25 protein-coding genes and 1 tRNA gene are annotated in these 24,287 nt (G+C 44.9%); 22 read left to right on the top strand and 4 right to left on the bottom strand.

What is annotated here, in order from left to right:
• Positions 1-35 precede the first annotated feature (35 nt).
• Positions 36-1,004 carry a CYTH domain-containing protein gene (locus ABLA76_RS07815; protein WP_348987496.1) on the bottom strand — a complete coding sequence of 323 codons (969 nt, stop codon included), beginning with the start codon at positions 1,002-1,004 and terminating at the stop codon, positions 36-38.
• A gap of 287 nt (positions 1,005-1,291) precedes the next feature.
• Between ABLA76_RS07815 and ABLA76_RS07810 the strand changes: the two genes are divergently transcribed.
• Together ABLA76_RS07810 and ABLA76_RS07805 are read left to right on the top strand one after the other, a co-directional pair.
• A complete protein-coding gene (locus ABLA76_RS07810) occupies positions 1,292-1,912 on the top strand; it encodes a TIGR04211 family SH3 domain-containing protein (RefSeq protein WP_047766637.1) in 621 nt (206 codons plus the stop codon).
• 15 nt (positions 1,913-1,927) lie between these two features.
• A complete protein-coding gene (locus ABLA76_RS07805; protein ID WP_348987495.1) occupies positions 1,928-3,085 on the top strand; it encodes a multifunctional CCA addition/repair protein in 1,158 nt (385 codons plus the stop codon).
• Positions 3,086-3,141: 56 nt separating this feature from the next.
• Here ABLA76_RS07805 and folB read toward each other — a convergent pair whose 3' ends face one another.
• Complete coding sequence (folB, locus tag ABLA76_RS07800) at positions 3,142-3,495, bottom strand: bifunctional dihydroneopterin aldolase/7,8-dihydroneopterin epimerase (protein ID WP_047766664.1); 354 nt, start codon at positions 3,493-3,495, stop codon at positions 3,142-3,144.
• A 109-nt stretch (positions 3,496-3,604) separates the two neighbouring features.
• Between folB and plsY the strand changes: the two genes are divergently transcribed.
• Positions 3,605-4,264, top strand: a complete 660-nt coding sequence (gene plsY / locus ABLA76_RS07795; protein WP_047766639.1) for a glycerol-3-phosphate 1-O-acyltransferase PlsY — start codon at positions 3,605-3,607, stop codon at positions 4,262-4,264.
• A gap of 225 nt (positions 4,265-4,489) precedes the next feature.
• Here the strand turns inward: plsY and tsaD are convergent, their stop codons facing one another.
• Positions 4,490-5,527, bottom strand: coding sequence for a tRNA (adenosine(37)-N6)-threonylcarbamoyltransferase complex transferase subunit TsaD (gene tsaD / locus ABLA76_RS07790; RefSeq protein WP_348987526.1), 1,038 nt, complete (start codon positions 5,525-5,527; stop codon positions 4,490-4,492).
• Between the two features lie 423 nt (positions 5,528-5,950).
• Between tsaD and rpsU the strand changes: the two genes are divergently transcribed.
• The 3 genes from rpsU (at position 5,951) to rpoD (ending at position 10,245) form a co-directional block, all read left to right on the top strand.
• Positions 5,951-6,166, top strand: coding sequence for a 30S ribosomal protein S21 (gene rpsU, locus ABLA76_RS07785; protein WP_001144069.1), 216 nt, complete (start codon positions 5,951-5,953; stop codon positions 6,164-6,166).
• A 114-nt stretch (positions 6,167-6,280) separates the two neighbouring features.
• On the top strand, positions 6,281-8,029 hold the full coding sequence (gene dnaG, locus ABLA76_RS07780; RefSeq protein ID WP_348987494.1) for a DNA primase: 1,749 nt from the start codon (positions 6,281-6,283) through the stop codon (positions 8,027-8,029).
• A gap of 365 nt (positions 8,030-8,394) precedes the next feature.
• Positions 8,395-10,245 (top strand): RNA polymerase sigma factor RpoD, encoded by a 1,851-nt coding sequence (gene rpoD, locus ABLA76_RS07775; protein WP_047766642.1) that lies wholly within the window; start codon positions 8,395-8,397, stop codon positions 10,243-10,245.
• Between the two features lie 55 nt (positions 10,246-10,300).
• On the opposite strand, the gene ABLA76_RS07770 is transcribed toward rpoD, so the two are convergent.
• Positions 10,301-11,080, bottom strand: coding sequence for a GNAT family N-acetyltransferase (locus ABLA76_RS07770; protein ID WP_348987493.1), 780 nt, complete (start codon positions 11,078-11,080; stop codon positions 10,301-10,303).
• 292 nt (positions 11,081-11,372) lie between these two features.
• On the opposite strand from ABLA76_RS07770, the gene ABLA76_RS07765 reads away from it, so the two are divergent.
• The 16 genes from ABLA76_RS07765 to ABLA76_RS07690 all read left to right on the top strand — a co-directional run bounded on the left by ABLA76_RS07765 (position 11,373) and on the right by ABLA76_RS07690 (position 24,286).
• Positions 11,373-11,448 (top strand) — tRNA-Ile (locus tag ABLA76_RS07765).
• A 262-nt stretch (positions 11,449-11,710) separates the two neighbouring features.
• Positions 11,711-12,196 carry a cupin domain-containing protein gene (locus tag ABLA76_RS07760; RefSeq protein WP_285808661.1) on the top strand — a complete coding sequence of 162 codons (486 nt, stop codon included), beginning with the start codon at positions 11,711-11,713 and terminating at the stop codon, positions 12,194-12,196.
• Positions 12,197-12,722: 526 nt separating this feature from the next.
• Entirely contained in the window at positions 12,723-13,112 is a 390-nt protein-coding gene (locus ABLA76_RS07755) for a hypothetical protein (RefSeq protein ID WP_348987492.1), read from the top strand.
• A gap of 89 nt (positions 13,113-13,201) precedes the next feature.
• Positions 13,202-14,275: a class I SAM-dependent methyltransferase gene (locus tag ABLA76_RS07750; protein ID WP_348987491.1), complete on the top strand. Its 1,074-nt coding sequence runs from the start codon at positions 13,202-13,204 to the stop codon at positions 14,273-14,275.
• A 13-nt stretch (positions 14,276-14,288) separates the two neighbouring features.
• A complete protein-coding gene (locus tag ABLA76_RS07745; protein ID WP_348987490.1) occupies positions 14,289-15,008 on the top strand; it encodes a beta-ketoacyl synthase chain length factor in 720 nt (239 codons plus the stop codon).
• A 4-nt stretch (positions 15,009-15,012) separates the two neighbouring features.
• Positions 15,013-15,801 (top strand): lysophospholipid acyltransferase family protein, encoded by a 789-nt coding sequence (locus ABLA76_RS07740; RefSeq protein ID WP_348987525.1) that lies wholly within the window; start codon positions 15,013-15,015, stop codon positions 15,799-15,801.
• A gap of 18 nt (positions 15,802-15,819) precedes the next feature.
• Positions 15,820-16,077: a phosphopantetheine-binding protein gene (locus ABLA76_RS07735; protein WP_348987524.1), complete on the top strand. Its 258-nt coding sequence runs from the start codon at positions 15,820-15,822 to the stop codon at positions 16,075-16,077.
• Positions 16,078-16,088: 11 nt separating this feature from the next.
• Positions 16,089-16,340 carry an acyl carrier protein gene (locus ABLA76_RS07730; protein WP_047766650.1) on the top strand — a complete coding sequence of 84 codons (252 nt, stop codon included), beginning with the start codon at positions 16,089-16,091 and terminating at the stop codon, positions 16,338-16,340.
• A gap of 55 nt (positions 16,341-16,395) precedes the next feature.
• Entirely contained in the window at positions 16,396-16,950 is a 555-nt protein-coding gene (locus ABLA76_RS07725; RefSeq protein WP_285808666.1) for a hypothetical protein, read from the top strand.
• On the top strand, positions 16,947-18,347 hold the full coding sequence (locus ABLA76_RS07720; protein ID WP_348987489.1) for an AMP-binding protein: 1,401 nt from the start codon (positions 16,947-16,949) through the stop codon (positions 18,345-18,347). Before ABLA76_RS07725 ends, ABLA76_RS07720 begins: the two co-directional genes overlap by 4 nt.
• Positions 18,334-18,693, top strand: a complete 360-nt coding sequence (locus tag ABLA76_RS07715; RefSeq protein ID WP_348987488.1) for a hydroxymyristoyl-ACP dehydratase — start codon at positions 18,334-18,336, stop codon at positions 18,691-18,693. Before ABLA76_RS07720 ends, ABLA76_RS07715 begins: the two co-directional genes overlap by 14 nt.
• On the top strand, positions 18,684-20,384 hold the full coding sequence (locus tag ABLA76_RS07710) for a glycosyltransferase (RefSeq protein WP_348987487.1): 1,701 nt from the start codon (positions 18,684-18,686) through the stop codon (positions 20,382-20,384). The genes ABLA76_RS07715 and ABLA76_RS07710 overlap by 10 nt, the downstream gene beginning before the upstream one ends.
• A gap of 3 nt (positions 20,385-20,387) precedes the next feature.
• Positions 20,388-20,810, top strand: a complete 423-nt coding sequence (locus ABLA76_RS07705; RefSeq protein WP_047766654.1) for a thioesterase family protein — start codon at positions 20,388-20,390, stop codon at positions 20,808-20,810.
• A 41-nt stretch (positions 20,811-20,851) separates the two neighbouring features.
• On the top strand, positions 20,852-21,430 hold the full coding sequence (locus ABLA76_RS07700) for an outer membrane lipoprotein carrier protein LolA (protein WP_348987523.1): 579 nt from the start codon (positions 20,852-20,854) through the stop codon (positions 21,428-21,430).
• Positions 21,402-23,726 carry an MMPL family transporter gene (locus ABLA76_RS07695; protein WP_348987486.1) on the top strand — a complete coding sequence of 775 codons (2,325 nt, stop codon included), beginning with the start codon at positions 21,402-21,404 and terminating at the stop codon, positions 23,724-23,726. Before ABLA76_RS07700 ends, ABLA76_RS07695 begins: the two co-directional genes overlap by 29 nt.
• Positions 23,723-24,286, top strand: a complete 564-nt coding sequence (locus ABLA76_RS07690; protein ID WP_348987485.1) for a DUF3261 domain-containing protein — start codon at positions 23,723-23,725, stop codon at positions 24,284-24,286. Before ABLA76_RS07695 ends, ABLA76_RS07690 begins: the two co-directional genes overlap by 4 nt.
• Position 24,287 lies beyond the last annotated feature (1 nt).

The raw sequence follows: 24,287 nt of genomic DNA, 5'->3' as shown, positions 1-24,287 counted from the left end.
TTTCCTTATGACCGTTTTTTAATAACAAAAGGGAATTATCGGGATTGAGCCAGCAACCACTGCATTAATGCCAGCTTACATTGCAACCAAGAAGCGCTATAACACAACGTTTCTGCCTGTGAATAGTTCATAGATAAAACAACTTTTAATTCCGGCAATAAATCGGCTAATACCCCCAAGAGCGGCAAACGGTCTGTCTGTCTTTCGGTCAGTTTTATCATCCATTGCAGAACCTGCGCTAATCCCGTTTTACCTTCCGGCAAACCCGCCAGCCATCCTTCTTCTTGCGCCTGCCATTGCGCCAAAATTTCAGGCAGAAGCACAGACAATGGCTGCTGCCATTCCAACGCATTCGGTACTTTTGGTAATATCTTACAAGGCAAACCATGAACAAGCGCATAGCCCCGTGCCGCCTTGCTTTTATCGGCTAAACGCAGGCCATTCTGTGATGCCAGTCTGTTTGCCAATGACAGCATATCGATGATATTTCCATTTTTTAGTTCCAGTTCAAACTCACAAATGGGCAAAGTTTGATCTCCTGAATCTTTATTGCCAGAAAAAATGCTCCCCTGATCCAGCACGACTTCAATTTCACTTTCTCCATAGGTCACAAGCCATTTTTCACGGTTAAAGTCAGTGCTGAATAATTCCGTCAATTGTGCCTGTAGAGCGACGAGATCGGTATTTTCAGGCCAGATATGGTCGGGAAACAGTGTCAGGTCTAATTTAGGTTGGTACAAAAGGATATTGAATTCAGGGCGTTGGTGTAACCCACCTATCACTTTACCGGCGGTTTTGATGGTCATCTCATAGTGCCCATCAAACCCACGGATACGCAACCCCATATCCCAACGCCGCAATTGATTATCAGGCGTCTCAAAATAAATATTAGTCAGGTGCTGTGGTGAAGTGTAATCATGAGGAAACTGAAATAACTGCCGGCAAACGGCCGATATCGCATCAGGCTTCACGGACAGTTTCAATTCTATTTCTACAGAACTCATATTTTTTATTCCTCAATGGATATTACAGAATTTTTTCTTAACCTTGTTCACACTTTCTTTCACAGAAGAAAAACTTTTCACAGAAGAGAAAAATAAACCACAATAGGGTGTTATCTCAACAAACATCACTTTTACTTCACCAAAAAAACCTCAAAAGGCGTGTATTCGGCCAGTTGATATCGCATTCATTCTGGTTTACTGATTGCACCCACAAACTTAACTCTTTACTATCTCTTGAGTAGTTTAAATCACGATTGATCCATACACAGAGAACAGTTGAGCACAGAATGCAAAAACTACATCGATTATTTATTTTGTTACTGAGTTTTACTCTTCCATTATCCGTACACGCTGAAGAAAAGCGCTATGTTTCCGATGAGTTATCAGCTTACATTCATAGCGGCCCAAGCACTAAAAACCGCATCATTGGCTCATTGAATGCCGGCGAAGAGGTCACATTAGTCAGCCCTAAATCAGATAATGGTTTCTTGCAAATTCAAGACAGCAAAGGGCGTACAAGCTGGATACTCGCCAATGAACTCAGCGCTATTCCAAGCCTGCGTGAACGCCTTCCTGCAATGGAACAAGAGATCAAAACACTCACTGAAAATCTGGCCACCATTGACGATAAATGGAATAAGCGCACCGCTGAGTTGCAGAACAAAGTGGCAAACAGCGATAAGATCATCCGTGATCTGAAAAAAGAGAATGCCCAGCTCCAGAGCAAATTAACCGTGGCTGAGAAAAAGGTAGAAGTTGCCAATTTGCAGTTAGATGATAAACAAAGAGAGATCATCTTGCAGTGGTTTACCTATGGCGGTGGAGTTGCAGGCATTGGCCTGATTTTGGGGCTTATATTGCCACACATTATCCCTCGCCGAAAAAAGAAAGATCGTTGGATGAGCTGATTTAAGGAAATAAGCGTGAAAGTCTATTTGGTTGGCGGCGCCATTCGCGATCAATTATTGGGTTTGCCCGTCACTGAACGGGACTGGGTTGTCGTTGGCAGCACCCCAGAGGAACTATTGTCTCAGGGGTATCAACAAGTTGGTAAGGATTTTCCTGTCTTCTTGCATCCCAAAACCCATGAAGAGTATGCGCTGGCACGTACGGAAAGGAAATCAGGTCAGGGATATACCGGTTTTAGCTGTTATGCCGCGCCCGATGTGACGCTGGAAGAAGATCTGCTGCGCCGTGATTTAACGATTAACGCTATTGCACAAACTCGTGAAGGTGCATTGATCGATCCCTATCAGGGTGCCAATGATCTCAAAAATCGTATCTTGCGCCATGTCTCTCTTGCGTTCGCCGAAGATCCATTACGTGTGCTGCGTTTGGCTCGTTTTGCTGCCCGTTTTGCCCATCTAGGCTTTGCAATCGCACCAGAGACCCAAACGCTCATTACAGAAATGGTCGCAAGTGGTGAATTATCCTCATTGACCCCTGAACGCGTTTGGCGGGAAACTGAAAAAGCGCTCACTTCACAATCACCACAAGTCTATTTTCAGATTCTGCGTGATTGCGGAGCATTGGCTGTACTCTTTCCTGAAATCGATAATCTGTTTGGCGTTCCTCTGCTTGAACATGATACCGGACTTCATTCATTGCGAGTGTTGCAAATATCCACCCAATTGAGCGAAGAGACAGACATTCGTTTCGCCTCACTATGTAGCCATATCGAAATAATGCCACTAAAACAAATGGGTGAACACCTGCGCATTCCCAACTCGGCACGCGACCTGGCCACGATGGTGACGCAATATCACAATTGGGTACATACCGTAGAACAATTACCGCCAGAAACCTTACTGAGCTTGTTTAATGCCGTGGATGCCTGGCGCAAACCACAACGCATTGAACAGCTGATTACCTGTAGTGAAGCCGACTATCGTGGATACCCGGGAACAGAAACTGCATCTTATCCACAAGCGGATTATTTACGTAAAATGTTTGCCATTGCCAGCCAGGTCAGTGTCCAGGAAGTGATTGCCCGTGGATTTCAGGGAGCCGAGATTCGCACAGAATTGGAACGACAACGACACATTGCCATCGCAGGCTGGAAACAACCATCGATTGATTAAGTTCCCCCATCAATTTAGCGTCCCAGGTCATTAATTAAATTGGGACGCTTTTTCAATTAGCCCGTACTTCGCTCAATCACTACGCCGACACTTTTTGCATGTGCAACTGCACCTGGTTTACTGACTTTAACCTTGACCCAAGGCGAATGAAATTGGTTCAGCAAGATACCCGCAACTTCTTCTGCAACCCGTTCTACCAGCGCAAAACGTTGGCTTGCCACATGATTAATAATCGCCTCACTCACCTTGGCATAATCCAGACAGTGCTCAACATTATCACTGGAAGAGGCGCGTTTGTTATCCCATCCCATTTCGATATCGAACACTAATTTCTGTTTAATTGTTTGTTCCCAATCATAAACACCAATAGTGGTCATCACGGTTAATTCTTCAATAAATACGATATCCATCACGACCTTTTCCCCATTTTTCGGTTCGCCGGATACCACTTCCGACGAAATGTGCGTATTATCCATTGTTAGACTTAAGAAAACGACCCTTATTCATTGGAGATATCTTATGAGTGCAATCGCGCTTGGCATGATCATCTTCGCGTACTTATGTGGCTCTATATCCAGCGCGATATTGATCTGCCGCTTGGCAGGGCTTCCCGATCCCCGTCAGCATGGTTCTGGCAACCCCGGGGCAACAAATGTACTGCGCATTGGTGGTAAATGGGCTGCATTGGCCGTGTTGATTTGTGATGTCCTAAAAGGGCTAATACCGGTCTGGCTGGCATACAAACTCAACGTTTCCCCGTTTTATTTAGGTATTACTGCCATTACTGCCTGTCTCGGGCATATTTATCCCATTTTCTTCCATTTCAAGGGAGGAAAAGGCGTTGCAACCGCTTTCGGTGCCATTGCTGCCATCGGTTGGGATCTGATGGGACTGATCGCGGGGACATGGATGCTAACAGTGCTGTTAAGCGGCTACTCCTCATTGGGCGCCATTGTCAGTGCATTAATTGCCCCTTTCTACGTCTGGTGGTTCAAACCTGAATTCACTTTTCCCGTTGCCATGCTGTCATGTCTGGTACTTGTGCGTCATCACGATAATATTCAACGCCTGTGGCGAGGGCAGGAAAGCCGCATCTGGCAGAAATTGAAAAAGAAACAGGAACTGACCGATAAAGAGAAAACTCAAGCAATTAAAGAGCAAGAGCAGCAAGAGGACTGACGTGGAGAACGCCTATGAGAGTACTTGTTTATCATGGCGTCGGCAAAATACGCGGGGCAGAAAAATAAAACAGCAACTCATTGAGTAATATAACGAAATAGTCCGCCTATATGCGTAAATTGCATTTGGCTTTTTAAACTGCGATGTATTTCACTGATTAACCTGATAATTAAAAGGCTGAGTAGCAAACAGCACTCAGCCCATATCAAGCAACGTCTTGTATTATTACTTTTGCAAAGCAGGAAGATCTGCCAACGGCCAACGTGCTTTCACCGTTACACCCAATTCACCGACAGTCCCCCCTTGCAAACGGATCATGCCAGCCAGTGCGATCATTGCCCCGTTATCAGTACAGAATTCAGGTCGGGCATAGAAGACTTCTCCTCCCAGCTTTTCCATCACTTCCTGCATCTTAGTACGCAAGGTTCGGTTTGCACTCACTCCGCCCGCCATCACCAGACGTTTGAACCCCGCCTGTTCCAACGCTCGTTTGCACTTAATGGCTAGTGTGTCCACGACGGCATCTTCAAATGCACGGGCAATATCCGCCTTAGTTTGCGCATCCTCAGCCATATCATGACCATGAATGTTATTGCGGATGGTATTCGCTGCGAACGTTTTCAGACCAGAGAAACTGAAATCCAACCCAGGACGATCGGTCATCGGCCGGGGAAAAACGAAACGCCCAGCCTTACCCAGCTGTGCCATACGGGAAAGCACTGGCCCGCCGGGGTAATCCAACCCAAGCAGCTTGGCTGTCTTATCAAAAGCCTCGCCGGCAGCATCGTCAATGGATTCACCCAACAGTTTATATTCACCGATACCCGTCACACTGATAAGCTGGGTATGCCCCCCTGAAACCAGTAAGGCGACAAAAGGAAACTCAGGACGGTTTTCTTCCAGCATCGGTGCCAACAAATGGCCTTCCATATGATGCACGGGAATAGCCGGTACATCCCATGCAAATGCCAGTGAACGCCCAATGGTTGCCCCAACCAGCAACGCACCAACCAATCCCGGCCCGGCAGTGTAAGCCACTGCATCGATGTCTTTACTCGTCAGACCCGCTTCCTTCAAAGCTGCCTGAATCAAAGGAACCGTTTTACGAATGTGGTCACGGGACGCCAGTTCAGGCACAACACCACCATAATCAGCATGTAGCTTGACCTGACTGTATAATTGATTGGCTAGCAGACCGGTTTTGTCGTCATAAATTGCGATTCCGGTTTCATCGCAAGACGTTTCTATACCTAAAACTCGCATTGCACTTTTCGTCTCGTCGTCTCGTCGTCTCGTCGTCTCGTGTCTCGTTGTTTGGTCATACATTCGCATTCCTTTCAACGCGCAATAGTGTAACACCATCTATTGTTAAATTCTCTGCCGACACGCTTTCCATATCAACATTCACGCCGCTGAGTCCATTACAGGCTGGCTATTTTTTCTGTTTAGTCTATAATCAATGCCCTACTTGAATATCCTGTGTGGTTAATGTTAATAACGTCGGTATCAGGCTGCATTTTTATATATATACAAAAATGCATCCCACAACCCGTGGCGTTATCGGTTTCAATTTTCCTCGGCACTTTACAAGGCCGTGTTCATTGAAGTAAAATTCCGCACCATTTTAAAGACGGCTGGCACTATCACGCCAGCGACAAACCCGATTTCTATTGAGGTGAGAGGCACATGCCAGTAATTAAAGTACGTGAAAACGAGCCATTTGACGTAGCGCTGCGTCGCTTCAAGCGTTCTTGCGAGAAAGCAGGCGTATTAGCCGAAGTTCGTCGTCGTGAATTCTATGAAAAACCAACGACTGAGCGCAAACGCGCTAAAGCTTCTGCTGTTAAGCGTCATGCTAAGAAGCTAGCTCGCGAAAACGCACGCCGCACTCGTTTGTACTAATCTTCGCGGTCAGTCCGCTTAGTGTTTGTATTAACAAACTACTGCTGTTAAAGGCCGTGCTTTCCCAAAGGAAGCGCGGCTTATTCTCGTTCATCAACAGGCGGAAAAGGGCTTATGGCTGGACGAATTCCACGCGCATTTATCAATGACTTATTAGCAAGAACCGATATCATTGATTTGATCGATGTTAGGGTGCCTTTGAAAAAGAAAGGCAAAAACCATCAAGCGTGCTGTCCTTTTCATAACGAAAAAACCCCTTCATTCACTGTGAATGGTGATAAGCAGTTTTACCATTGCTTCGGTTGCGGGGCACATGGTAATGCCATTGATTTTTTGATGAATTATGACAGGCTGGATTTTGTCGAATCTATCGAAGAACTGGCAGCCATGCATGGGCTGGAAGTTCCCTACGAAGCAGGTTCCGGCATCAGTCAAATCGAACGTCACCAAAGGCAAAATCTTTACCAACTGATGGAAAAGCTCAATAGCTTCTATCAGCATTCACTGAATACCCCCAGTGCCCAATCAGCCCGACAATATTTGGCTCAACGTGGACTCAGTGAAGAGATCATCCAGCGTTTCGCCATTGGTTTTGCGCCTGCGGGATGGGATAATGCCTTAAAACGGTTTGCCCATAATACAGAAGATCGCAAACAGCTAAACGATGCAGGAATGCTGGTCACGAACGACAATGGCCGCACTTATGATCGTTTCCGCGAGCGGGTGATGTTCCCCATTCGTGATCGCCGTGGCCGCGTGATTGCGTTCGGTGGCAGAGTGCTGGGAGATGCACTTCCCAAGTACCTGAACTCACCGGAAACAGAAATTTTTCATAAAGGCCGCCAGTTATATGGCCTTTATGAGGCCCAGCAAAGCCACAATACCCTGACACGGTTACTGGTGGTTGAAGGTTATATGGATGTTGTGGCGCTCGCTCAATTTGGCATTAACTATGCCGTGGCTTCGCTGGGAACGTCCACGACAGCCGAACACGTTCAGTTGCTTTTCAGGACAACCGATAATGTCATTTGTTGCTACGATGGTGACCGTGCCGGTCGTGATGCCGCATGGCGTACATTAGAAACAGCGCTGCCTTATCTGAGTGATGGTCGGCAATTACGTTTTATGTTCTTGCCTGATGGCGAAGATCCTGATTCATTGATTCGCAAAGAAGGGCGGGAAACATTCGAGCAGAGAATGGAAAAGGCATTGACCTTATCGGCATTTTTGTTCGAATCACTCTTGCCACAGGTTGATTTTAGTAACCCGGAAGGAGCGACTAAGCTCAGTTCGCTAGCCATGCCACTGATAAGTCAAATCCCAGGGGAAACACTGCGACTCTACCTGCTTCAAGAGCTTGGAAACCTGTTAGGTACGCCTGATACAACACAATTGGAACGATTTTTGGCAAAACTTGTCAAAAAAGATACAAATACTTATCAGGCGCTAAAACTGAAACCAACAACAATGCGCATACTGATCGCATTACTGGTACAGAATCCACATTTAGCGACATTGGTTCCCCCGTTACAGGGAATGTTTCCTACTCAGATAGCAGGACTGCCATTATTCATAGATCTTGTCGATACGTGCCTTGCGCAACCAGGTTTAACCACGGGACAACTGTTGGAGCAATATCGCGATAATAAGTATGCTAAACAGCTTGAAAAACTCGCTGCATGGAACGATATACAAATAGAAGAGATTGCTGAAAAGACTTTCAGCGATGCACTGAACCATCTTTTTGCGTCAGCACTTGATGAACGTTTTAATTTTCTAATGGCTAAAGAGAGAACTGAAGGCCTGACACCAGAAGAGCGTGAAGAAGTCCGGTTAATTACGGAATCTGGTGCGAGGAAATAAGAATCTGTCTCAGCAAGGCTATATGACTTCAAGATTATATTAACTTGGAGGTTATACTGTTCGGCTTACTTATATAGGCTTATATCCCTAATAGGGTTGGCTGAAACTCTCGTTTAATAAAATATCGTTTGATAAAAATATCACTCGATAAAATATAGCTTGGTGAAACAGGTTCTAAACCAAAATCTGACATCACAGACACAGAATTCACGGCTTAAATGCCGCATTAGGTAGGGCCGGTAACCCTACAATTGCCGTAACTGAGGGCAGCGGCAATGCAATGAAAACGCCCCTAAATATTATTGTTGGCATATTTGTTTCGCCGACCGACACCAACCAATACTCTGAAGTGTGGATACCGTCTTATGGAGCAAAACCCGCAGTCACAGCTAAAGCTACTTGTCACCCGAGGTAAGGAGCAAGGCTATTTGACCTATGCTGAGGTCAATGACCATCTGCCGGAAGATATCGTCGATTCTGATCAGATAGAAGATATCATCCAAATGATCAATGACATGGGCATCCAGGTAATGGAAGAAGCACCTGATGCCGATGATCTCATGTTGGCAGAAAACACAAACGACACAGATGAAGACGCAGTGGAAGCGGCTGCGCAAGTGCTATCTAGTGTTGAGTCAGAAATCGGTCGTACCACTGATCCGGTTCGCATGTACATGCGCGAAATGGGTACGGTTGAACTCTTGACTCGCGAAGGTGAGATTGACATTGCAAAGCGCATTGAAGATGGCATCAACCAAGTACAGTGCTCCGTTGCTGAATACCCTGAAGCGATTACTTATCTGTTAGAACAATACGACCGTGTTGAATCCGGCGAGAGTCGTCTGTCCGATTTGATCACCGGTTTCGTTGATCCGAATGCAGAAGAAGATCTTGCCCCAACCGCCACTCACGTTGGCTCAGAACTTCCCCAGGAAGAACTTGACAACGATGATGAAGATGAAGATGAAGATAGTGATGATGATGCTGACAGCGAAGAGGATAACAGCATCGATCCAGAACTCGCTCGCCAGAAATTTTCGGAACTGCGTGAACAACACGAACTAACTCGTCAGGCGATTAAAACATACGGTCGTAGTCATCCTAATTCCGCAGCAGAAATATTAACTTTATCTGAAGTATTTAAACAGTTCCGCCTGGTACCAAAGCAGTTTGATCATCTGGTCAATAATATGCGTTCCATGATGGATCGCGTGCGTCTTCAAGAGCGCCAGATCATGAAGATGTGTGTTGAACAGTGCAAAATGCCGAAGAAAAACTTCATTACGCTGTTCTCTAGCAATGAAACCACGGATACATGGTTCACCGCTGCAAAAGCAATGAACAAGCCATGGTCTGACAAGTTGCTGGAAGTTGAAGAAGAAGTTATGCGTAGCCTGCAAAAGTTACGCCAGATTGAAGAAGAAACCGGCCTGACCATTGAACAGGTCAAAGACATCAACCGTCGCATGTCAATCGGTGAAGCGAAAGCCCGCCGTGCGAAAAAAGAGATGGTTGAGGCCAACCTGCGTCTGGTTATTTCGATTGCGAAGAAATATACCAACCGTGGCCTGCAATTCCTCGATTTGATCCAGGAAGGTAATATCGGTTTGATGAAAGCGGTTGATAAATTTGAATACCGTCGTGGTTACAAATTCTCAACTTACGCGACCTGGTGGATCCGTCAGGCGATCACACGTTCTATCGCGGATCAGGCACGTACCATCCGTATCCCAGTACATATGATTGAGACTATCAACAAACTCAATCGTATTTCCCGCCAGATGTTGCAGGAAATGGGTCGTGAGCCTTCACCGGAAGAGCTGGCCGAGCGTATGATGATGCCTGAGGACAAGATCCGCAAGGTCCTGAAAATTGCCAAAGAGCCAATCTCCATGGAAACCCCTGTGGGTGATGATGAAGATTCACATCTGGGCGATTTTATCGAGGATACGACTCTGGAACTGCCGCTGGACTCAGCAACGTCAGAAAGCCTGCGCGCAGCAACTCACGATGTGCTGGCCGGTCTGACAGCACGTGAGGCGAAAGTTCTGCGTATGCGTTTTGGTATCGATATGAACACTGACCATACATTGGAAGAAGTGGGTAAACAATTTGATGTAACCCGCGAACGTATTCGTCAGATCGAAGCAAAAGCACTACGTAAACTGCGCCACCCGAGCCGTTCCGAAGTACTGCGCAGCTTCCTTGATGACTAACCAACGGATTTAGTGATAAATCTGAAAAGCGTCTGTCGAAACAGACGCTTTTTTATTATTTTCGGCTAAGTCCCTGGTATTCAAACAACGGCTTAAACCCAATACGCCGGTACAATCCATTACCATCGCGAGAGGCATCCAAATAGCATGCAGTTGCACTATCTTGTTTGGCTTTATTCAGTACATGATTGATCAAGGCAAAAGCATACCCTCTTCTCTGCTTTCCCATCACAGTACTAATGTCATCAAGACGGACAAAATTATTTAATCTCGATAGAGTTAAAGAGCAGACCGGCAGCTCATCAATATACAAGGTATAATGTTGCAAATTTTTTCCGGCATCCAAAGCCGCCTGATGGCATTTTTGGTATTGCTCTGAAATAGCGTCATCTGTCTCAAATGCACTTTCTATCGGGATTGCCCAATCATCTAAACAGAGGTCAACACACCGAACGTCATATTCCATAACCGAAACATTGTGCATCTGCCAATCCACCAAATCAAGTTGCATAGCCGTAGTTATGCTATCAGCATCCAACACAAATCCAGTTTGCTGAATCACTGCTAAAATTTGACTGTCTGGCTCTACGGCAACAATTGCAAAAGGAACATAAGTTTTCTCTTCCAGTAACCGAATTCCCCTTTGTAAATCTCCAGCAGTCTGTTCATTAACATCGATCACCAACAAAAAATTCAATGAATTCGTTTCAACACCTGTCACATAGGCCCGAACACTTTCACTGATATGCTGGGACATTTGGCTGATAGACGAAAAAAAATAATCTTCTATTTGGTGATGGTCCCAAACAGCAGCCGATAGCCGATCTTTTTTCATATTTATTTACCAAAAATTTTTTTAAAAAATAAGGACATAAGAATGATGGAAAATCAATGAAAAACACAAAACTGGACTAACAAGATTTTATTGACCAAATTATGGTCATAGACCAACAAATAATCAGAAATATTTATTATAAAAACAACCAACATCACTAAAAAACAGCCAGATTACTGACAATAGACTGAAATACGTTAAAAGATACTGATTATTGTCTATAAAATGCGCATATGAATTTTGGGGACTAGACCTAGCACCAAACTGTACCGTATAATCCCTCCAGTTCAACGGCCCCTTAGCTCAGTGGTTAGAGCAGGCGACTCATAATCGCTTGGTCGCTGGTTCAAGTCCAGCAGGGGCCACCAGATTTATCAGGGGGTTGCATCAAAAGTGCGACCCCTTAGTTTTTTCTAGGATACCCATAGGATACCTTCTGGCAGTAGCGCGAGGTATAACCGATTAACACCGCTACGGTAATGAACCGTATTCGTATTTCTCCCTGCAATATTTATCACATTCTCTGAACATTACGACGCCTAACTTATTTCCCTAATCGCCACTTAAAATGCAAAAAACATGAAAAATGCGGAATTATAGAAAGATAATCTAACGATACCCGGAGAATTAATGAACCCTATCATCAATCTAAAAAATCTTACCCTTAACTCTTGGAAGCAGGGCGAACTCTATGAGGGATCAGATATTTCCTTTGGGCAACAGCTTGGCCTTAAGCATTTAGGTATCACCTATAACGAAGTGCCGAAAGGTAAAAGTAGCTGCCCGTTTCACAACCATCATAGCGTGGACGAGCTTTTTTTTATTCTTGAAGGTAACGGCACTTACCGTTTTGGCTCCGATGAGTTTTCGATTGGGAAGGGTGATGTTGTAAGTGCTCCGGCGGGAGGGCAAGAGACCGCCCATCAAATAATCAACACCGGTTCAGTTCCATTGCGCTATCTTGCTATTTCAACAAATGTTTCAGCAGATGTGATTGGATATCCGGATTCGGGCAAGTTTCAGTCTGTGTTAAAGCAGCAAGACGGAAAGTTGCTTCATTTTGTTGGGCGGGTCAGCGACGAAGTTGATTATTGGGACGGAGAACCTGGCGCGTAACAACCGGGAGTGGTCTGGAAGACACGCTAAAATATTAGGTAAATGCATCCTTGCCGATAATTCGGGGTGAACGGCATTAATCTGGTGCTGCCACTTGAAATTTATTGAGTACATATTTTCTTTCATGATATCAATAAATTTGTTTCATTGATTATTTATGGAAAAAACAGCAGTACTCATATTTAAATATTAATCCAACAAATAACGACAGTGATTATTATTAACCTTTTTATCACTTACATTACTAAAAAATGCATGCACAAAACCCATTACCATTGATATAAGCATCCGCAAAATCAATATAAAAATCCGATTCGATATTCAACCAACTAATTTTAAATTAACAGAATAAATAAACACACATATTCACAGCCACAGTTAATAAATTCTAAAAATAAATAAAAAGTAGAGATAAAATCTATAATAAAGTGATAGATGTAGCAGTATTGTTGGAATTTATTTAAACTATTCTGCGCAACGTGACTATTTCACAATCTATATTGTCTTATTTACCATGAGAAAAATAATGAAAATTTCATATAAGCTATTAATCAGTCTGGCTTGCATTGTCTCTCTTGCAGGCTGCGCTCGTAACGTACCGATATTAACTCCCCAAACCACCATCGTGACACAAAATTCCCTATCTTCCGTAAAAAAAGCAATATTGGAAGCAGGTAAGAACCGCAAGTGGGTAATGACTGAAGTCTCTCCTGGGGTTATTAATGGCTTACTGAAAAATCGTAAGCATGACGTGCAAATACGCATCAACTATACCGCCAAAAACTACTCTATCAATTATGTCAAGAGCCATGAACTAAGAGAGGGTGACGGAAAAATTCACCGCAACTATAACCGTTGGGTCAATAACCTAGATAGAGACATTCAGTTAAATTTATCCCTGCTGGCTAATAAATAAACACTTACTTTAGAGCCTATCCCAATCAATGAAAACATCCTGATGAGATAGGCTTTTTCTGGCTATAGACCTATTGGATATCTGGATATATGACCGCACCCTATAATTATGAAAAAGATGAATTCAGTGCACTTGAAGCGATTACAGAAGCTCAGCGCATTGCTTTCGCTCCTATGCTATTTCAAACAGCAATCGGACTGCGTGATTGCGGGATTTTATCTTTCCTGGATAAAAACCATAAAAATGGTGTAACTAAAGATGAAATTTGCAGCAATTCCGAATTAGACAGCTACGGTGTGGGTATTTTGTTAGATATGGGGTTGAGTGGCAGAATTATTCTCAAACAAGATGATCGTTATTTCCTCAGTAAGATTGGACATTATTTGCTGCATGACAAGATGACTCGCGTCAATATGGATTTTACGCAAGACGTCTGCTATCAAGGGCTATTTCACCTGAAAGAATCTCTTCTGAAAAATAAGCCAGCTGGATTAAAAGTGTTCGGTGAATGGTCAACTATTTACCCTGCCCTAAGTCAACTACCCGAACCTGCGAAAACAAGTTGGTTTTCATTTGACCATTTTTATTCTGATTCCGCCTTTAATGCAGCATTGAAAACGGTTTTCTCCATGGATCCTAAAGTGATTTATGATGTTGGTGGCAATACAGGAAAATGGGCATTGCGCTGTTGCCAATATGACAGTAAAGTCAGTGTCACTATTCTGGATTTACCCCAGCAAATAAAATTGGCTGAAGAAAATATACGCAGCCAGGGAATGACTGATCGTATTTTCGGCCATCCTGTTGACATGTTATCGGATAACAATTTACCCACAGGCGCAGATATTTGGTGGATGAGCCAATTTCTTGATTGTTTTTCCGAAACACAGATTACAGGCATTTTACGCAAGATCGCCGCAGCGATGAAACCTGATGCTCGAATTTGTATCATGGAGCTGTTTTGGGACTGCCAGCCTTTTGAAGCAGCAGCTTATAGCCTTAATGCTACCTCGCTCTATTTTACTTGTATGGCAAATGGTAATAGTCGTTTTTACAGCATTAATGATTTTACCCAATTCCTCAATAAAGCTGGATTGGTTATAGAAAACCAAATAGATCAGTTAGGTTTGGGCCACACATTACTGATCTGCAAAAAACAGTAACAGACGGTATTTCATGAAATTGACATTGAATATTACAGACTGGCAAGCCATCGCTCCTGGGCTTTCTCATATTGATGAGTGGAAGAAATGGTCTGCAACATTACCCGTCACTATTGATCAATCACGGCCATTAGAGAAATGCACCCAATTACCGATGATGACAGCCCGCCGCTTAAGCTCCGGCAGTCGCCTTGCTGTGGATTGTGGCTTGAGCATCCTACGTCGCAATCAGGTCGATGCCATTGTCTATACCAGCCGTCATGGCGAGTTAGAACGTAATTACCAGATATTGCAGAATCTGGCGCAAAAAGAGAATGTTTCGCCCACCAATTTTACCATGTCAGTTCATAACTCCTCTGTCGGTAATTTAACCATTGTCGCTAAGACGCCTCTGGTTTCCTCTTCCGTTTCGGCAGGTATTGACAGTTTCCAGCAAGGACTATTTGAAGCGTTAACACTGCTTCATACGGGTCATCGTAAAGTTCTGCTTGTCGATTTTGAGGGCGAGATCCCCCGCTTTTATCACAATGTCATCGATGCCAAGACCCCAACCTATCCCTTTGCGGTAGCTCTGCTCCTGGAGCAAGGTACTGGCCTGCATTGTACAAAGCAATTTTCAGTGGAAACAGAACCGAGTCTTCCTCAAAGCCTCCAGTTTCTTCGTAACTGGTTGCAGGGTGAACAGAATTTCATTGTTTCAGGGGATCATTGCCAGTGGAATTGGAGCCGATAGGATGATGAAAAGGATTTCAATCAATATCATTGAACGCACTAACTGGCTCTGGCGTCTGCTCATGACCGGGTTGTGTTTTACCCTTTTTGGCCTGGGTGGGTTACTACTCTCTCTTATTTGGTTTAATTTATTGTTAGTTTTCCAACGCAATGAAGATAAACGCAGCCACCTTGCCCGCCACAGCATTTCATTGAGTTTTCGCCTGTTCCTTTTTTTGACCAAAAAATTAGGGGTACTGGATTATCATTTCAATGGGTTGGATAAAGTCCGTACGGATAAAGGCTGTTTGATTGTTGCTAATCACCCGACTTTGCTGGATTACGTTATTTTGGCATCGGCACTACCAGATATAGATTGCATCGTAAAATCTGCATTACTGCGCAATCCTTTTATCAGTGGCGTCATTCGTTCTGCACGTTACCCGGTAAACAGTGATGCAGAAACTTTGCTTCCTGTCTGTCGCGGGCGACTAGCTTCTGGTCACAATATCTTGATCTTCCCAGAAGGAACCCGCACGACACCGGGTCAGTCAATGACACTGCAACGTGGGGCTGCAAATATCGCGGTGCGATGTGAATGTGATTTACGGATCATACATATCACTTGCAGCCAAAGAATGCTGGATAAAAAAAGCCAGTGGTATCAAATCCCACCGAAAAAACCCATTTATACGATCACGATTGGTGAACAACTCACCAATGAAAATTTCGCTGTTGATACAGAAAACGGGCATGCCATCGCTGCCCGCCAACTTAATCGTCAACTTACTCAATTACTAACACCATCAAATTAATAGATGTCGGATACGATGATGCAAGAGTTACATATTGAAATAAAAAAATTAATTATAGATGTCCTGAATCTGGAAGATATTACACCTGCGGATATTGAAACCGATGCCGCCCTGTTTGGCGACGGTTTAGGTTTAGATTCTATCGATGCTCTGGAACTGGGACTGGCCGTCAAAAATCGTTATGGCATCGTATTATCTTCTGAAAGTGAAGAGATGCGCCAACACTTCACTTCTGTCGCCTCGCTGGCGTCTTACATCCAGTCACAACAAGCATAAGAACAGGTGTCATCATGGAAAAACAAGCGATTCTTCAGGAAGTCTCCCAGCTACTGGTTCAATTGTTTGAGCTATCTCCCGAAGACATTACGCCTGAATCACGGCTCTATGAAGATTTGGAGTTAGATAGCATTGATGCCGTTGATATGGTTGTACATTTGCAAAAGAAAACGGGGCGAAAAATCAAGCCTGAAGCATTCAAGTCTGTTCGCACCGTGCAGGATGTCGTGGATGCCGTGGAACAATTGTTGCAAGAGCAATAATCAGTAATAAACCATCAGAAAAGTAGAAAAAAACGATAAACATGTGGGTAGTTCATTGATTTTATTGCTCCGTATTGCCAATGCCGTAATGTTAATCGCCTGGCCTTTTTTAGGCTGGGCGATGGTTCACTACGGACAATTTCATGCCATATTGATTGTTATTATTCTATTTTTTATTTTGCGATTATTGTCGAACAAACATCTGGCCTACAGTCAGCAGAAAACCAGTTGGGTATTATCCATAGCAGGGCTAACCCTGGGTTTAGCCAGCCTGTTTCTGCGCAACCACCAACTTCTTATGTACTATCCCGTGGTTGTTAATGCTGTTCTACTGATTCTGTTTAGCAACTCATTACGTTGCGGGCCTCCTATCATTGAAAGGATAGCCCGTATCAAAGAGCCTAATTTACCCCCAAAGGGTATTATCTATACACGTAAGGTCACTTACATCTGGTGCTTGTTCTTTATATTCAATGGCACAGTGTCACTTGGAACTTGCCTGTATAACAATATGACCCTGTGGACATTATGGAACGGCGTGGTGAGCTATCTATTAATTGGATTACTCATTTCCATTGAATGGCTGGTACGCCAACGGGTAAAAAAATGATGAAAGCACAACCTCTATCCCAATGGCTATCAGAGGATAATGGTCCCCAGCGGCTGGTCAGTTGGGGCAATCGGGGCAATCATCCTATCAGCCTGAATAAACTTCGGCAGGATGTCACCGTATTATATTTACGCCTGAAAAACCTGCACATAACAGAGCCAAAACGCGCAGCTTCCCGCTGGGCTTTGTGTTTTGAAGATAGCTATGACTTCTGTGTCGCCTTGCTGGCAACACTTCATGCCGGCAAAATCCCTGTTATTCCGGGTCATTGTCGCGAAGCCCAATTACAGGAGCAGCAATCTCTTTTTGATGCAGTATTGACGGATTTACCTCTGAGCTTATCTTGTCCTTGCTGGCAGATTACATCGTCTAATCCAGAAATTGATACGACAGAAAAAACTTCACCTAACATCACATTACCAGCCATCTCACCAGATGCCACTTTGGTGATGTTCACTTCTGGTTCGACAGGCATTCCTCAAGCAGTGATCAAGCCCATTGCCGTCATGGATCTTGAATCCCAATGGCTGGCTTCTCTGTGGGGAGACAAGCTACAATCCTGCATTGTCAGAGCTTCGGTCAGCCACCAGCATTTATATGGTTTAACATTCCGCATCTGGCTACCCATGTCACTGGGCTTAACATTTGATCGCAAGATAGTAGAATTTCCTGAGCAGCTTACCAATAGCCCACGCTGTGCACTGATCAGTAGTCCCGCCTTCCTACAACGGCTTGATGACAAACTCCCCGGCCCTGATTGCACGTTTGTCGTTTCTGCGGGTGGGCTTTTGCATTTCACCGATGCGGAAAAAGCAATGCAGTGGTTCAACACGCCGCCTAATGAAATTTATGGCTGTACCGAAACCGGCATAATGGCCTGGCGAAGCCGTAAAACGGACAATGCAGTCTGGACCACATTTAAAGAAGTGTCATTCCAAGAAGATGAAGAAAAGAATGTGCGTGTCTATTCTCCTCTTCTTCCTGAACCTTTTGGTTTGATTCTGGATGATCAGTTTGCCTTCGATAGCCAGGGTAATTTTGCTCTATTAGGGCGCCGAGATCGTCTGGTGAAAATTGAAGAAAAACGCATTTCCCTGTCAGAAATCGAACGCCGTCTGTGTGACATTTCAGGGATCGCTGACGCAGCGGTATTGCCGATTAATCGAGGTAAACGCAATAGCATTGGTGCGGTAGTCGTTTTAGATCACGAAACCGGCAAACGTTACCAACAGCAAGGAATTCACGAACTGTCACAAGATTGGCGTCATCAGTTAAAACCTTGGCTGGAATCTGTCGCATTGCCACGTTATTGGCGAGTCGTTGAAGCCATTCCCTTAAATGCCCAAAGCAAACGCTCATGGCCTGCATTACAGGAACTATTTAATGAAACCCATTGAAATTCATCGCGAGCAACCTGCCCCCAATGAGGTCATTGTACAACTGTATTTAGATCCCAATTTGGATTGGTTCCGAGGACATTTTCCCATTCAGCCACTTCTGCCGGGCGTGGCTCAAATCGATTGGGTCATGCATTATGCTCAACCCCTGCTGACACCAGACTGGTCTTTCTCTTCGATTGAAATGGTGAAATTCCAGCGTCCTTTGCTACCAGGCAACAAACTGCTATTGAACATCAAATGGGATGAAAAAAAACACCTGCTGGTCTTCCGTTATGACTTAGAAACCCAGAATGGAAACGAAGGCCAGGCTGCAAGCCAGGGAAAAATAAAGCTATGTCGTTGAGCGCCAATACAATTACTCTTTGCGTGGTTATTCCTTGTTATAATCACGGCGCGACCATGCCTGCGGTATTGGAAAGGTTATCCCCTTATCATCTCCACTGTTTTATCGTGGATGATGGCAGTGAAGTCGAGACTCAACATCGCCTCGAAGATTTAGCACAATCCGTTCCTGATGTCACACTTATCCGCCTTGAACATAATCAGGGCAAAGGTGGTGCAGTCATGGCAGGAATGCGGGCAGCGGCGGATTCAGGGTACAGCCATGTTTTACAAGTTGATGCCGATGGTCAACATTGCCTGGAAGATATTCCCCTGTTTTTGGCAAAGGCACATCAGTATCCCGATCACTTGATTTCCGGTAGCCCGCAATATGATGCTTCCGTGCCCAAATCCCGCCTTTATGGACGCTATATCACCCATTTCTGGGTTTGGGTGGAAACCCTGTCTTTGTCTATTAAAGACAGTATGTGTGGCTTTCGTGTCTATCCATTGGCACCTACGCTACAACTGTTGGCTGACAAAGATGTCGGGCATCGCATGGATTTTGATATCGAAATCATGGTGCGGCTTTATTGGCAGGGAACAGAAAATGAATTTGTGCCAACAAAAGTCACTTATCCTGAAAATGGCCTATCCCATTTTGATGCGTTGAAGGATAATCTTAGCATCTCATGGATGCATACCCGCCTATTTTTCGGCATGTTACCCCGCATTCCTTCACTATTATGGCGTAAGCGCTACCATTGGTCAGATATTCAAGAGCGTAAGGGGCTGTCTGGCATGAAGTTCATGCTAGCGGTTTACCGATGGTTTGGACGCAAGCCTTTTGAATGGTTGCTTTATCCTGTTGTTGGTTATTTCTGGCTAACTGGCGGTCTACAACGCCAGGCATCCAGCCAATATCTTGAGAGACTGAAAAAAACCTTGCAACACAGAGGTATTGCTACTCCACAAGGCCTTAATAGTTATCGCCATTATCTGCGTTTTGGCCAGGCCATGCTGGATAAAATCGCCAGCTGGCGGGGTGACTTGAAATGGGGAAAAGATATTGAATTTGCGGAGGGTGCAGAACAAACATTATTGGATGACAATTCAGGCGGGAAATTGTTGTTGGTTTCGCATTTGGGAGATATTGAAGTCTGCCGGGCACTGGCACAACAAGCGGGTAAACAGACTATCAATGCACTGGTTTTTACTGAACATGCTCAACGTTTCAAACAGGTCATTGAAGAAATTTCACCACAAGCGGGGATCAATTTATTGCCAGTCACGGATATAGGGGCTGATACCGCTATCATGCTGAAAGAAAAAATTGACGCTGGCGAATGGGTAGCCATTGTCGGTGATCGGATTGCCGTTAATCCTTCCAGAGGCAACACTCAACGCATCGTATGGAGTCAATTCCTTGGCTATTCTGCCCCCTTCCCGCAAGGGCCATTTATCCTCGCTTCCGTGTTGCACTGCCCTGTGCTGCTGATGTTCGCTCTTCGGCAAAATAACCAATTCAAAATTTATTGTGAGCATTTTGCCAATCCCCTTGAATTGCCACGTAAACAGAGAGAACAAGCTTTGCAGCAAGCGGTGGATCTCTACGCTTCCCGACTGGAACATTATGCCCTGCAATCCCCGCTAGATTGGTTTAATTTTTTCGATTTTTGGCAATTGCCGTCTGCCCGAACCAATAAGGAATAAAAAATGCTGACTGATCCTCGTTTTACTGCCGAGGTTGAATTGACAGTGCCATTTCATGATGCTGATCCCATGGGCGTTGTTTGGCATGGAAATTACTTTCGCTATTTTGAAATTGCCCGTGAAGCCCTGATGAATCAACTCAATTATGGTTATCGAGAAATGCGTGAATCCGGCTACATTTGGCCTGTCGTTGACGCCAAAATCAAGTACCGCGCCCCCGTCCTCTTTGAACAAAAAATACGCATCAGAGCGGCCATCGAAGAATTTGAAAACCGCCTGAAAATTGCCTATCAAGTTTTTGATGCAGCAAGCGGCGAAAAAACCACTGTCGGCTACACCATTCAGGTCGCCGTTTCTCAAGAAACACAGGAAATGGGCTTTATCAGCCCAGATATTCTATTCGAACGTATGGGGATGAAGCCGTGAAAAAATGGCGCTGGATATTGCTGTTCCTGACAACAAGCTTCATGGCAATCAATAATATGGCATATGCCATCACCCTTGAGGAATTACAACAGCGGTTTGCTCACCAACCCGTTGTGCGAGCGCACTTCACACAAGTGCGGCAAATTCAAGGTATGTCTCAACCCCTGTCTTCCAGTGGTCAAATACTGGTTTCACAACATAAAGGGCTATGGTGGCATCAGCAAAAACCGTTTCCACTGACACTGTTGCTGGATGACAACCATATGGTACAAGCCATGTCAGGGCAAACACCCCAAGTGGTCACCGCTGATTCTAATCCACAACTGTTTCAGTTCAACCATCTGATGCGAGCGCTGTTTCAGGCCGATCGTGCTGTGCTGGAAGAAAATTTCAAAATCGAATTCAACGACCTTGGGCAGGAAAAATGGCGCTTGGTACTGACACCCAAAACATCTCCTTTGGATAAGCTTTTCACGGCGATTACGCTAAACGGTCAAACCCACCTTGATGCTATTTTACTGACTGATCGCCAGGGAGATCGTACAGAACTCTCTTTTACCCAACACCAATTAACACCAGAGACGCTGAGTCATGAAGAAAAGCAATACTTCAAATTCTGAGCCACGTCGGTGGGCACTACTCTGGTTGTTAACATGCACTATCCTGCTGATATGGCTGGCCATCTTGTTACCTCAATCTCGCCTGTCCACCAGCGTATTGGCATTATTGCCGGCGCAAAATGCGGGAAACATGCCTCTCGCCTTGCAAGAAGAGTTCATGCAACGTCTTGATCGCCAATTGGTGTGGATGGTCAGTCCGGGAAAAAATGAGGAGACTGCCCCTGCACAATACTGGCTGGAGCATTTGCAAAAAACGCCGTTTCTGACCAATGTCAAAGGGCCAATGACGGCAGAGCAACAACAAGCATGGGGGCGTTTTTACTATGAACACCGTAATGCAATGCTCGATCCTGCTACCCGTGACAGACTGAAAGATGATGGTAATCAGCAAGCAAACTGGATCTTATCTCAGATTTATTCCGCCTTTTCTGGTGTCAGTGGAAAAGAACTCAATAATGATCCCTTCATGCTGGTCAGAGGCTCACAACTGGCACTCCAGCAGACATCCAGTCAATTACGGCTTCAAAGTGGCTGGTTAGTTGCCAAAGATAATTCGGGAAGAAGCTGGTACTTACTTCATGGTGAGCTAAAAAGCGCTTCCTTTGATATGCAGCAAAGCCATCATGCTGTCACTGAGTTGAGTCAGATACAGCAGTCTCTGGAAGCTCAATTTCCTGATGCTAAAGTGATTTCACGGGGAACCCTGTTTTACAGCGATTACGCCACCCAACAAGCAAAACACGATATTTCAACATTGGGCAGCGCCACAGTGCTCGGTGTATTGCTACTCATCTACACTGTTTTTCGCTCCCTGAAACCTTTATTGCTGTGCGTTCTCTCCATCAGTATCGGTGCTTTGGCTGGTACTGTCGTAACGCTAGGGATCTTTGGCGAACTGCATTTCATGACGTTGGTGATGAGCATCAGTATTATCGGCATTTCCGCTGACTACGCTATTTACTATCTAACAGAACGCATGGTACATGGTCAGGAAATGACGTCATGGCAAAGTATGCAGAAAGTCTTGCCTGCCTTATTAATGGCATTGGCAACCACTGTCATTGCCTATCTAATCATGATGTTTGCACCTTTTCCCGGTCTACGCCAATTGGCGGTGTTTGCTGCTGCGGGGTTAACCGCTTCCTGCTTAACCGTCATTTGTTGGTATCCCCGACTTGCTAAAAACCTGCCCGTACGCCCCATTCCGTCCATGATCATGTTAATGCGTTGGCTGGCATCATGGAGACGCAATCGGCTGTTTTATATGGGATTACCTATAATGTTGGCGATTTTTGCCGTACTGGGAATTTCCCGTTTGCAGATCAATGATGACATTGCCCAATTACAGGCGCTACCACAAGATATCCATCAACAGGAAAAACACATTTCCGCGTTAACCGGACAGCGCAGTGATCAGAAGTGGTTCGTTATTTATGGTGATAATGCAGAGCAAACATTGCAACGGCTGGAATCCTTTATTCCCAAATTGGATACAGAAAAACAGCAAGGTAATATCAGCCATTACCAACGGTTTCCTCTCTCCTCTCTTGCTCAACAACATCAAGATCTTGCGCTGATCAAGGCGGCTACACCCAATATCGTAGCTCGGTTGACAGAAGCAGGATTAACAGTGAAACAACCAGATACTCACGCTATGACTGTGACGCCGAATGACTGGCTTAACAGTGCAGTTAGTGAAGGTTGGAGGTTGATGTGGATAACCCTGCCAAATGGCCACAGCGGCGTTCTGCTCCCGGTCACTGGCGTTAAAAACAGTGTCTTGATGCGTCAATTGGCAGAACAACAGGAAGGGATCAGTTGGGTTGATCGCAAGCTGGCTTTCGATGAGATGTTTCAATTCTATCGAACCATACTTGGCTGGCTGTTAGCAGGTTCAATCATCCTGATCGCTACCAGTTACATAGCACGGCTTGGCCTGCGTCGTGGCGTCATCAGCATATTACCATCACTGCTGTCCCTCGGCTGTGGGCTGGCGGTTCTCGGTTTTAGTGGTCATAGCCTTAACTTATTTTCAATATTAGCTCTGGTTCTGGTGCTGGGTATTGGCATCAACTACACCCTGTTTTTCAGCAATCCTCGTGGCACTCCGCTAACCTCTCTATTGGCGATCAGCGTAGCAATGTGTACTTCATTGCTCACGCTGGGCATGTTGATGTTCAGCAACACCCAGGCAATCAGTAGTTTTGGCATCGTGTTATGCAGTGGGATCTTTACGGCTTTCCTGCTATCACCACTGGCAATAGCGAAACACCAAAAAAGGGAGAAGCAATCATGACACGGTTACTCATCCTGTCTTTGACCTGCCTGTTGGCAGCCTGTACGAACGCGCCACAAAACGGCCCCCCCAGTGCATGGCTGAAACCGGGTGTCCGTGTTTTATTACCGGAGCCAACCATAACGCCTGCCATTAATGAACAGCAATTGTTAACAGCTACCGTAAAAGGCAAACAACAATCATTGATTGTGCTGCTTAATGCTGATAAGCAACACTTGTCACTGGCAGGGTTGTCTTCGTTAGGTATCCGGTTATTCAAATTAGATTACGACAAAAATGGCGTTCATACCGAACAATCTATTGTCTTGCCGGAACTTCCCCCTGCCAACCAAGTCTTGGCCGATATTATGCTCAGTTACTGGCCAGCTTCCGCTTGGCAAAATCGATTGCCTGATGGCTGGAGGCTCAAAGAGAGCGGCAACATCCGACAACTCTATGATAAAAAAGAAAAATTAATCACAGAAATTTATTATGATACCCAAAATGGCAAACGACGCCCGATTCGCGTCCAGCAATTCGTTTTCGGCTATGACATCGCCATTCAGCATTTAGAAGAGTAAG

The sequence above is a fragment of the Xenorhabdus sp. SGI240 genome, assembly GCF_040081915.1.
Taxonomy (GTDB): domain Bacteria; phylum Pseudomonadota; class Gammaproteobacteria; order Enterobacterales; family Enterobacteriaceae; genus Xenorhabdus; species Xenorhabdus bakwenae.
Note: the sequence above shows the minus strand (reverse complement) of the source record. Positions and strands in the feature narration are given on the sequence as shown.